This is a genomic window from Nostoc sp. CMAA1605, from assembly GCF_021596505.1.
Classification (GTDB): domain Bacteria; phylum Cyanobacteriota; class Cyanobacteriia; order Cyanobacteriales; family Nostocaceae; genus Trichormus.
Genome location: NZ_PJIZ01000164.1, coordinates 1 through 10,672, shown reverse-complemented (window position 1 = coordinate 10,672; position 10,672 = coordinate 1). Strand labels below are relative to the sequence as shown.

Sequence of the window (10,672 nt, the reverse complement as noted above, 5' to 3'; positions counted from 1 at the left end):
TCTTGACCAGGAACGGGGACTAATGTATGAAAATGTTGCTCCCGATGGTTCACATATTGATTGTTTTGATGGGCGGTTGATTAATCCTGGTCATGGAATTGAAGCCATGTGGTTCATTATGGATATTGCCAACCGGAATGGCGATCGCCAAACTATTAATCAAGCTGTTGATGTGGTGTTAAATATCCTCAATTTTGCTTGGGATAGTCAATATGAGGGGTTGTATTACTTCATGGATGCAGATGGTCATCCCCCGCAGCAGTTGGAATGGGATCAAAAACTCTGGTGGGTGCATTTAGAATCTTTGGTGGCGTTAGCAATGGGTTATCGTCTCACTGGTCGTGCAGAATGTTGGGAATGGTATCAAAAAATGCACGACTACACTTGGTCACACTTTGCCGATGCAGAATATGGTGAATGGTTTGGTTATCTGAATCGGCAAGGAGAGGTGCTATTAAATCTTAAAGGCGGAAAGTGGAAGGGATGTTTTCATGTTCCCCGCGCCATGTATCTGTGTTGGCAACAGTTTGAGGCTTTGAGTTCACAGGTAGTGTAGGGAGGGGACTGGGGATTGGGGATTGGGACTGGGGACTGGGGATTGGGGACTGGGGACTGGGAAAGCAGGGGAAGAAAAACCTCACTCATTACTTATTACTTATTACTCATTACTCATTACTCATTACTCATCACTCATTACTTATTACTCATTACTCATCACTCATTACTCATTACTCATTACTCATCACTCATCACTCAGCACTAAGTGGGTGGTAACTCTAAAGGCATTGTGCCGAGTAATCCTTTACGATAGTCTGTCAAAAGTTGTCTAGCTGTGCGTTCGACATCTCCTTGATGGCGATGTTCGGCTAAAACGTGTAAATAGGCTTCTCCGGTGTGGGGGATGGGGTCGAGGTCATAACGTGAGTATAGGGGTGATTTTGGTAATAATTCCCTGGCTTGTTCTTGGAGGGAGTTGATTAAATCTACGAGGGCGGCTGCAACTAGCTGATTATCGTAGGAGGCTTGACCGATATCGTCACAAATGGCGAGTTTGACGGCTGCTTCTTGATTCCCTAATTTGGCAGGGATGACCCCAGGCGCGTCGAGTAATTCTAACTGATCACTAATGCGTACCCAGCGCAGTTGCCGTGTTACCCCTGGACGGGCGGCACTTTCGACAACGCGCTTACCTAATAAGCGATTGATGAGGGCGGATTTACCGACGTTGGGAAAACCTATGACTACAGCCCGGACTGGACGCGGTAACATTCCGCGATCGCGTCTTCTTTGGTTGAGTTCAACGCCTGCGGCTTGGGCGGCTTTGGCAAGGGCATTCACGCCTTGACCATGTTGGGCATTGGTAAAATAGGGTTCTTCATCCCGATTTTGAAAGTAATTCATCCACAGCGATCGCACTTGGGTTGGGATCATATCTAATCTATTTAATACTAATATGCGTGTTTTATTGCCCACCCATTCATCGATTTGGGGGTGGCGCGTCGCTAAAGGTATCCGCGCATCCCGTACCTCAAAAACTACATCTACTCGTGATAGCTGTTCTTTGAGATTCTTTTCCGCTTTGGCAATATGTCCTGGATACCACTGAATCAGGTTGAGTTTGTAGTTATCTGTTAAGCCCATAGGTTAGGGAATGGGGAATGGGGAATGGGGAATGGGGAATGGGAATTGGGATAAACGCAAATTTATTGCGAATTGCGTTAGCGTAGCGGGACGTTAGTCCATTGCGAATTGCGAATTGCGAATTGCGAATTGCGAATTGCGAATTGGTTTTATTTTGTTGTTTCTCTTCTTCTTACGCACTGATTTCTGTATTTTTGTCTCTACCTGTTGATTGATGTAGAATCAAGCGGTTGCCGTCGGGGTCGTAGGCGTAAATTTCTCTGCCGTGGGAGGCTACAATGATTTTTTCGGGTGGGGGATAACCTAAATTACTGATGTGGGCGATCGCTGTTTCTAGGTTACTCACCTCTAAACATAGACTCATTTTACTTTTTCCTGAGTCTATAAATTCATGATTGTGCGTTTTTTTCGGTTGAAAAATTCCTAACCGCAAACCTGGAAACTGAAACTCAGCATAGATGTTGGGAATGAAATTTATCGGATTTTGGGTCAACAAGTGCCTATAGAAATTTACTGATTGCTCAAGATTTGATGTAGCGATTGTCACAATTGTATTTGTACATTGTAAACCCATATCATTTTAATTGTAGCCGTTTTGTGTGCTGCTCACTCAATATAGCGTAATTGTTACCAATCACCCAAAACTCCCACATTTGATAGTTGCTCAACTAGATGATTTTAATAGGGGAATTGTGATGATAAACTCTGCTCCTTTACCTGGAGTGGAAATACATTCTAATTTCCCTTGGTGTTTATTGACAATGATTTGATAGCTGATTGACAAACCGATCCCAGTGCCTTTACCTACGGGTTTTGTGGTAAAGAAAGGGTCAAATAAGCGATCGCGAATTTCTTCCGTCATTCCAGGGCCATTATCGGCAATGGTAATCATCACTTGCTGATGATCATTCAGTTGCGTTTGAATGCGAATTTGAGGCGGTGTTAAATTTTCTTGCTCATCTATTGTGGCATCTTCTAAAGCATCAATTGCATTAGCCAACAAATTCATAAATACTTGATTCATCTGTCCAGCGTGACAGACTACTTTTGGTAAATCACCATATTCTTTAATAATTTGAATTTCCGTAACTCCTGGTTTGGCTTTCAGGCGGTTTTGTAAGATTAACAAAGTGCTATCAATACCTTCATGAATATCTACTAACTTCATGCCGTCTTCGTCTAAACGGGAGAAGTTTCGTAAGGAGAGAACTAACTGCCGAATTCGTTCTGCTCCTAAATTCATGGAATTTAAAACTTTGAGTAAATCTTGTGTGAGAAAATCTAAATCTATAGCATCAGTAAATTCCCGAATTTCTGCCACTGGTGGACAATAATTTTGTTTATATAGTTCAACTAAATCCAGGACATCTTTAACATATTCACGGGCATGGTTGATGTTACCATAAATAAAATTGACAGGGTTATTAATTTCGTGGGCAATACCTGCTACTAATTGCCCCAAACTAGACATTTTTTCGGAATGAATTAATTGTACTTGGGTTTGTTGTAATTCTCGTAAAGCGGCTTCTAATTGCTGGGCTTTTTCTTGGGCAGTTTGGGCAGCGATGCGGCTTTGTGTGTAGAGTTTAGCTTGGTCTATGGCGATCGCTAGCTGATTTGTGACAGATTGTAGTAGTTCTACTTCATGATCTAACCAAGGTCGAAAACCACTACAATAGCTACAAGTGAACGCCCCGATTTCTCCTGATTGTGTGTGTACAGGCAGAGCGAGAAAAGCTGTCAGGTGAAAATCTCGCAAAAACTTTTGGGCGGAAGTATCTGTCAATGTCTCTACATTATCAATGCGGATAATCTCTTTATTTAAAGTCTTTTCGGCTATGAGTTGCACTTCTGCATCTTGAATTGCAGAAGGTAGTGAATATTTTTCAGGATAATTTTGAACTTCATAAACAATTTCCCAGGTAGGTACATCTGTATTTTGTCTGTACCACCAAAAAGCACAACGATCAATTTGGAAAAGTTGGTGAATTTCTTTGACTGCGGTTTCTACAATATAATTAAGTTCTAAAGAGGCGCGAATCTGACTAGCAAGACGGTTAAGTAATGCTTCTTTTTGGGCAATTTCTCGAAATTTTGCTTCCGATTCTCTCAATGCAGCTTCAGTTTGTTTGCGCTTAATGCCAATAGCAATTTCATGCGCGACAATTCCTAAAATATCAAATGTTGATTCACTTAATGTGTGGCGAGAAAACATGGCAATTACGCCTAATACCTCTCCTTCTACCATTAAAGGATAGCCAGCAAACGCTACCATCCCCTCTTGTTTAGCCCATTCCTTGTCACTAATGCGGGGATCTGTTTGTACTGAGTTGGTTAAATGGGGTTGACTTTCTTGGGCAATTAAACCTATTTTGTATTGACCGACTGCTACACGTCGATAATTGCCGTCAATGTGAGTATACATTCCCGAACTGACTTGCAACTCTAGGACGTTTTCTTGTTTATTCAATATCCAAATCCTGGCAAAAGCTGCATCTAAATGTTTGACTATAGCTTCGGTACAGCCAGACATCATCTGCTGTAAAGTAAGACTTTGAGTCAAACAAGCGTCAACTTCCGCCCGAAAGTCTGCTAACTGAATTCTGTGAGTAAGAATTGCTTCTTGTTGTTTACGCTTCGTAATGTCGTAAGAAATGCCTACAAAATATAAAACTTGGTTGTCGGCATTTTTAATCGCACCTGCACTACTTGTGTGCCATCGCCATTCCCCATTTTTATGCTTGACTCGATATTCAATGGGTTCTTGTTTTTTGCCGATTTTAAAAACCGTTGATAAATAATCTGTACAAAGTTGGACATCATCAGTGTGTACGAAGGGAACGAAAGATTTACCTATGACTTCGGTGAGATCATGTCCTAAAATCTCCGTCCAATTGGGGGAAGCATAGGCAAATTCACCAGTTACTGTCAGGACAAAAATAATATTATTGGAGTTTTCGAGAATATCTTGGAATTGATAATACTTATCAAGCAGTTGTGTCTTTAAGCGATGATAATTTTCACGAATTAAGACAATTATTTCCTGGGATGATAAGGCTAAAAATTTGGCTGTAAAAGTATAAACTATATCTGCAATTGATAAATCATATGTTATGTTCACAGGTGATTGTGTTTGCAATGTCTTAGCGATCGCCTGTTGCAATTCCTCCCCGATCTGCTGCGGAAATTGTTCGCTGAAAGGTTTATCTAAAGTTATTTTGAGTAAGTTATCTACATATTCTGTTTCACTTGGTTTGTATTCGAGAATTTTCCCTTCGGCATCTAGCCGTAAGTATGTGTCTGGGATAAGTTGCAGTAGTCCTGATAATTCTGAGCTTTTTTGGGATAGTTTCTGTTGAGTCGGGTTGTGTTCTCCCACTTCTGTTTGTATTTGTTTGATGGTATTTTCTACTGATGTAGATTCATTATTTGATAGTGACACCGTTTTACCACCCTGATGTGATTGATAATTTATAAAATTATGAGTAATTTCTGGCTTTGCATCTTCTCGAAGGAATTATTAAGTATGATTTTTTCAATTAAATACCTCTGTGGGATGGATTTGCTCAAAAAAATACTGCATATCAATTCACCAAATGGCTTGGGTAGATAGCTGAATACAATTTTGGTACAGGCAGTGATTTTCCATTTTCCATACCCAATCAAATGGATAAAGGTAAACAAGGGGGTTTGCGGGGTTTTGCAGCCAAATCAAAGATAAATCCTATAGGCAAAAAATTATTTACCCAGACTACTATTTTAATTTATATGAATTAAAAATTTCATTTAATTATTGATTGATTGATAAATATTTTACAAATATGCTAGATCATCACCACAGATACAGTATGGGTGATACTACGGAAAAATGGGTTAAACCCAGATGAAAATTAAAGCCCCACAGGCAAAATTATCTGTAGTAAATCTGAATCACATCACATAGCCAAAACCAGGACAAACACTGAGAACGAAATTAATATTAGCTAATTTTATTTTTATTTATCTGATAAATCAACTATTATGTATTGATTTTTTAAATTTAATTCATTGCGAAATATGCAGAAAATCAAACAAATGTATGACTGTAATCTGCAAAAGATTTAAATTTATCAATAAGAATTCACATCAGAGAGGAAATTACCGCAAAATCTTCCGAAAGATAGGCTCAACTACTTGTAGATATAAAAGTTGCAGACTTTTTTTGTGTTATAAAACTCACAGAAAATTATCTTATTGGCAGGCTACTCTATGGAACTAGAAAAAATAGGATGTTTTAAAGAGTACGGCGAACTGATTTTAGAAAAAATTAATTCTGTTCCGCAAAATCCTTCTCAACAAGAAGATTGGGTGCCTACTAGCTTAGATGAATGTATTTTACGTCTCCGAGAAAGTGCGGAGAAAACCGTAGGTCTTGCTACCTCCCCTGTGAAAATCGGTGTGATGGGTGAATTTAGTAGTGGCAAAACTTTACTTTTAGGTAGTTTAATCGGCTATGGGGATGCTTTACCCATCAGCGAAAATCCCACTACGGGTAATGTCACGGCTATTCATATCATCCCCCAAGCGGGCTTTGCCACAACACAAGTTAGTAATTTCACCGTGGAATATTTAACACGGGAAGGGGTAAATGAGTGCTTGCGCTTTATGTTGGGGGAGGCTAACCGCCGGACTATCGCCGCCGGACTTCCCCCCATTCCCACCACCACCCTCAACTCTGGCAATGAAATTCTCAGATGGTGTCAAGAAACTTGGAATAGCAGCAATAATTTAGAATTGCGCTATCTGGTGCGGGAATTGGTGGTGTTTTTGCGCGCTTATGCTTCCTATGAAGTATTGTGCGGGAAACGCTACCCTATCGATGCAGTCACCGCAAAAGACGGGTTACAGTTAGCAGAACAGCCAATGGCTATCCAAACCCTACGCTTTGAAGACTTACCACCGGCGCATATTCGTTTACCGAGTCCTCCCCAAACCTTACCCACGAAATTATTACAAAATAGTTTCCCGTTAATTCGGCGTATTGATATTGAAGTGAGAATTTCTCAAGAAATTTGGGATGTCACCGGTGCAGATAGATTTATTTTGTTAGATTTTCCTGGTTTGGGTGCGGCGAATTCTGGCGCGCGAGATACCTTTTTATCCTTGCGGGAATTGGCGGAGGTGCAGACAATTCTCGTCCTGCTCAATGGTAAATCACCGGGGAGCGATCGCGCCCATAAAATTTTCACGATGATGCAACAGCAGCGTCCTGGACAAGACCTCAAGGATTTAATTTTGGTGGGTGTGGGACGGTTTGACCAGTTACCTTTAGAAAGTGAAGGCGGCGAGAGAGAATTAGATTCACTCATCGATGATAGTCGTACCCCCCAACTCACAGCTGAGGCGGTATTGCGAAAACTCAAGGTGTTGCAAACCACTATTGATGGCGCGAGTGCATTCACAATTAATCAAGATCGCATTGTGCTACTCTCTCCCTTGTTGGGACTAGCGGAATTAGCGAAACGTTCTAGCAGTGTGAAAGCTGGCTCACCGGAATTTTTAGCAAACTTAGATTATCCAGAGTATTTAGAAAGGTCAAAGCGACTGCAACAAAAATGGCGCAAGTTGAGCGATCGCCTGTTAGAATCAGATCCACGTCACGGTTTAGGCAGAAAATTGGGTTACTTTGCTCAAGATGGGGGTATCGCCAAACTGCGGGAGTTAATTCAAAACCATGTTGCGACTCACGGACTCAAGCAACTATCTGAAGATACTAGACGCGCCGCCGAAAATTTAAAATTACAACAGGACAACCTCAAAGCTATTATTGCCGAAATTCACGCCCAAGGTATTCCCACCGGTGATTCTGAGGCTTTAATTGACTTAAGAAACGCCATTGAAAGTTTAGATAAAACCTATCGTCATTTCCAAAAAGATATCGGGAAACAACCACTCAAAGACCGTCGGGGAACGGTGGTGAGTGATGTAGTTAAAGATGAACTCACCTTTAGGGTGATTAGTTGGAATCAATGGACTTTATTATTTAACAAAATCAATAACGGCACAATCACCTTAACTGAATCAAAAGGTGCAGCCGGGAAGTTATTTGATAGAGGTAGTAGAACCAATAGCAGCATCCCGACAAAAAGCGATGACTTTTACCCCGCCTTCGCCAAGACAGTCAAAGAAGTGGAAGAATTTGCGCGCGATCGCATCCAGCAAGCTGTAGTAGACTTACTCAGTAGATTATCTCACCAGATTGCCCCAGAGCGCGATCGGCTATTGGCGATTTTGACCCCAGAAATGGAACAAGAAATCGAAGCCAAATTTGGCCCTGAAGAAGCCGATTTATTTTATCAATTGCTGTTAGGTTGCGACCCCAATAAATGGCAAGACGTAATTTTAGAGGAGATTAATCAACAAGATAAATCTCTCATCCCTGAAATTATGTTCCCTTTAGCGCGTCAGGATGAAAAACACAATATCGGTCAAATCTTTGATTGGTCGCCAGAGAAAAATATCGGTTTAACTAGAACCACTAATCATCAGTTATTTATCTTACGCTTACGTGATGAAATTACTGCCAGTGCTAGCCTGCATTTAGTGCAGTATGTCAGCGAAGTTAATCAACAAGTCAATGGGGAATTAGAGGGGATTTTAGATCAAATTATACCCACTTTACAAAACATCTCGAAAAAAGATGCTTTGCTGAGATTTATCGCCTCTAGTGATACCCAATCAGGCGGGAGAGTTCCAACTTGGCTACAGAATCTCACAGAAATTGCTAACATTTCTGATTCCCTAACAGCTAATCAGTAATCAGTAATTAGTCATAAATTTATTGATTATTAAATTCTGCCTGTTAAGGAAGATAAAAATGCCTGTAGAAATTCAACTTGTGCCTCGCTTCCAAGTGCGGGTTAATCATAGAAAGTATTTAGAATTACCCAGTATTCAACTGCTGGCTACGGGAAATAATGTACCTCATATTTCTAGTATCACCTGTACAGTTAAAGGCATACCAAGCGAATTAGCAACTAAAATTCAACAGGCGTATAAAAAGTTTGATTCTGAGGCTCCAAAAATCTCCCAAATTGGTCAACTAGAACAATATCCGTGTAAATTATCTCACCCTTTAACTCAAGCAATTAACTGTCATTTACGGGTAATGGTGGAATATTTTGATTCTGACCATTCAGGAAATCCACTATTATCTGTAAGACAAAAAGTAGCAGCTTATTGTCATCTGTGGTCACTACCTATGGAAGAAAAAATCATCAGTAATCCAGTTATCAATCCTGTAGAAGTTCGCAGCGAAAAACCCAGCAACGGGAAACCAAAAAAAAGATTTCCTGGATGGTTAGCAGTGGATTTCGGCACATCTAATTCTACCGTGACCCTGTTCGACCCGATAGAAGTGCCTATTGCCGAAGTTTTACCTAGAGAACAGGAAATCAGATTGCGCGATCGCCTGTCCCAGTGGTTGAATTCTCCGGCTATAATTGCCTTGCCGGAGGTCAGTGAAAGTGAATGGGATAAGTTTATTGTTGATATTAGTAAGAATCTGGAAATTGAACCGAGTAATTTAAGTGAAGTTTTTAGCGGTGAGAATAAATTGAGATTCTTAGAAGCGATTCGCCAAATCGAATTATGTTTAGGAAACAGCGATAGATTTCGTCGGGCTGTGAGCAAAAAACTCTATCAAATTTATCATGAAGTCTTCCGCGTCCCCACATTAGAATCCCAAAATTTAATTCCTGTAGTTTTAGATATTGACCGTCGAGATACAGAGATTCCCAGCGAGTTAGAAGTAGCGAGTTTAGAAGCAATCAAACTCCGCATGGGGAGAGAAGCTAGGGACAATAGAAAAAAAGCCATAGCACAGGGAACAAGTAGTTCCTTAAAAGAAATTATTAGTCGCTTTCACCATTCACCCAAACGTTATTTTGGACAGGATAGAAAATTTCCGGTCATTTTAGAAGGTGAAGAAGATATTATTGATGTTAGTCAACTGATTCAAGCAGCATGGGCGCATTTAATCGAATTAACTGAAGATTATCGTCAACGCGCCAGACGCAGATTTTCCGAAGGAGATTTTTTAACCGCAGTCGTCACCTATCCCACCGTCGCACCGCCTGTAGTCAGGAAAGAAGTTAAGTCTTTAGTCGAACAATTGGGAATTGATGATGTCCAGACAGCTTACGATGAAGCTGTATCTGTGGCTATCTTCTTTTTATGGCGAGAATTTGGCGGTAATCTAAATATTGGCATTGAATCTTTTAAAACTCGTTGTCGCCAAGAAAATAATAAATGGTCGCAAAATGTTCTCGTATTAGATATTGGTGGGGGGACGACGGATTTAGCATTAATTGAACTCACCTTAGAAGATAATACACCCTACTTTGCCAGTCATGAAGATAGAGGTTTAGGCGGCAGATACTATAAATTAACTCCGAAATTATTGGGTTCTTCAGGACATTTACAACTAGGTGGTGAGTTAATTACTCTAAAAGTGTTTAGACTATTGAAAGTAGCGATCGCTGATTTTTACTGACAGCAGTTACTCAAGGTGATATCGAAAGCGACAAGCTAGAAGACTTAATCAACGCTGAATTAAACGAACGCTTTTTAGAACAAGGTAAATTTAAAAGTGGCAGTTTATTAAAATGTGTTGATAAAGAAAATCCCGAAGGTGAAGCAGCTTATAAAGACGCGTTAGATACCGCCGAAAAAGTCATCCCCACCCGTTGGCAACAAGCACCCCAACGCCTGCAAACCTTCTATACACTTTGGGATCATGCGGAAACTGCTAAACTCAAACTAGGACAAAAATCTGATCATTCTCTGTTAACCTTCACCCTTCCGAACAGCAAATTGCAGAACTCCTCACCCAAAGCGCGATTAAATTCCAGGTGAGAAACTCAGAGAATATTTGTGTTACCATAGATAACCAACAATTTGAACGCGTCGCAGCTTCCGCCATTAAAGAAGCCATTGGTATTGCAAAAGGCTTAATGGAAAGTCGCCTGCGTCCTGAAAACAGCAATATCGA

The 10,672-nt window shown here is 40.6% G+C and carries 6 protein-coding genes and 1 pseudogene; 4 read left to right on the top strand and 3 right to left on the bottom strand.

Annotated features, from left to right (window positions below; genetic code table 11):
* Both CV014_RS29150 and CV014_RS29145 read left to right on the top strand, forming a co-directional pair.
* The coding region (locus CV014_RS29150) for an AGE family epimerase/isomerase (RefSeq protein WP_236145197.1) at positions 1-556 on the top strand (556 nt) is incomplete at its 5' end.
* 15 nt (positions 557-571) lie between these two features.
* Entirely contained in the window at positions 572-763 is a 192-nt protein-coding gene (locus CV014_RS29145; protein ID WP_236145196.1) for a hypothetical protein, read from the top strand.
* Here the strand turns inward: CV014_RS29145 and ylqF are convergent.
* The 3 genes from ylqF to CV014_RS29130 form a co-directional block, all read right to left on the bottom strand.
* Positions 760-1,641, bottom strand: a complete 882-nt coding sequence (gene ylqF / locus CV014_RS29140; protein WP_236145195.1) for a ribosome biogenesis GTPase YlqF — start codon at positions 1,639-1,641, stop codon at positions 760-762. The two genes, CV014_RS29145 and ylqF, sit on opposite strands and share 4 nt — an antisense overlap.
* 172 nt (positions 1,642-1,813) lie before the next feature.
* Positions 1,814-2,215, bottom strand: a complete 402-nt coding sequence (locus tag CV014_RS29135; protein ID WP_236145194.1) for a VOC family protein — start codon at positions 2,213-2,215, stop codon at positions 1,814-1,816.
* A 90-nt stretch (positions 2,216-2,305) separates the two neighbouring features.
* Entirely contained in the window at positions 2,306-5,083 is a 2,778-nt protein-coding gene (locus CV014_RS29130; protein ID WP_236145193.1) for a GAF domain-containing protein, read from the bottom strand.
* Positions 5,084-5,889: 806 nt separating this feature from the next.
* Here CV014_RS29130 and CV014_RS29125 point away from each other — a divergent pair.
* A complete protein-coding gene (locus CV014_RS29125) occupies positions 5,890-8,439 on the top strand; it encodes a dynamin family protein (RefSeq protein WP_236145192.1) in 2,550 nt (849 codons plus the stop codon).
* A gap of 58 nt (positions 8,440-8,497) precedes the next feature.
* Positions 8,498-10,672 (top strand): annotated as a pseudogene (locus CV014_RS29120) (molecular chaperone); the annotation flags it as partial.

What these genes read in the sequence shown, in the direction of transcription:
- ylqF (WP_236145195.1), bottom strand. Translation starts at nt 1,641, where the DNA reads ATGGGCTTAACAGATAACTACAAACTCAACCTGATTCAGTGGTATCCA.
- CV014_RS29135 (WP_236145194.1), bottom strand. Translation starts at nt 2,215, where the DNA reads ATGGGTTTACAATGTACAAATACAATTGTGACAATCGCTACATCAAAT.
- CV014_RS29125 (WP_236145192.1), top strand. Translation starts at nt 5,890, where the DNA reads ATGGAACTAGAAAAAATAGGATGTTTTAAAGAGTACGGCGAACTGATT.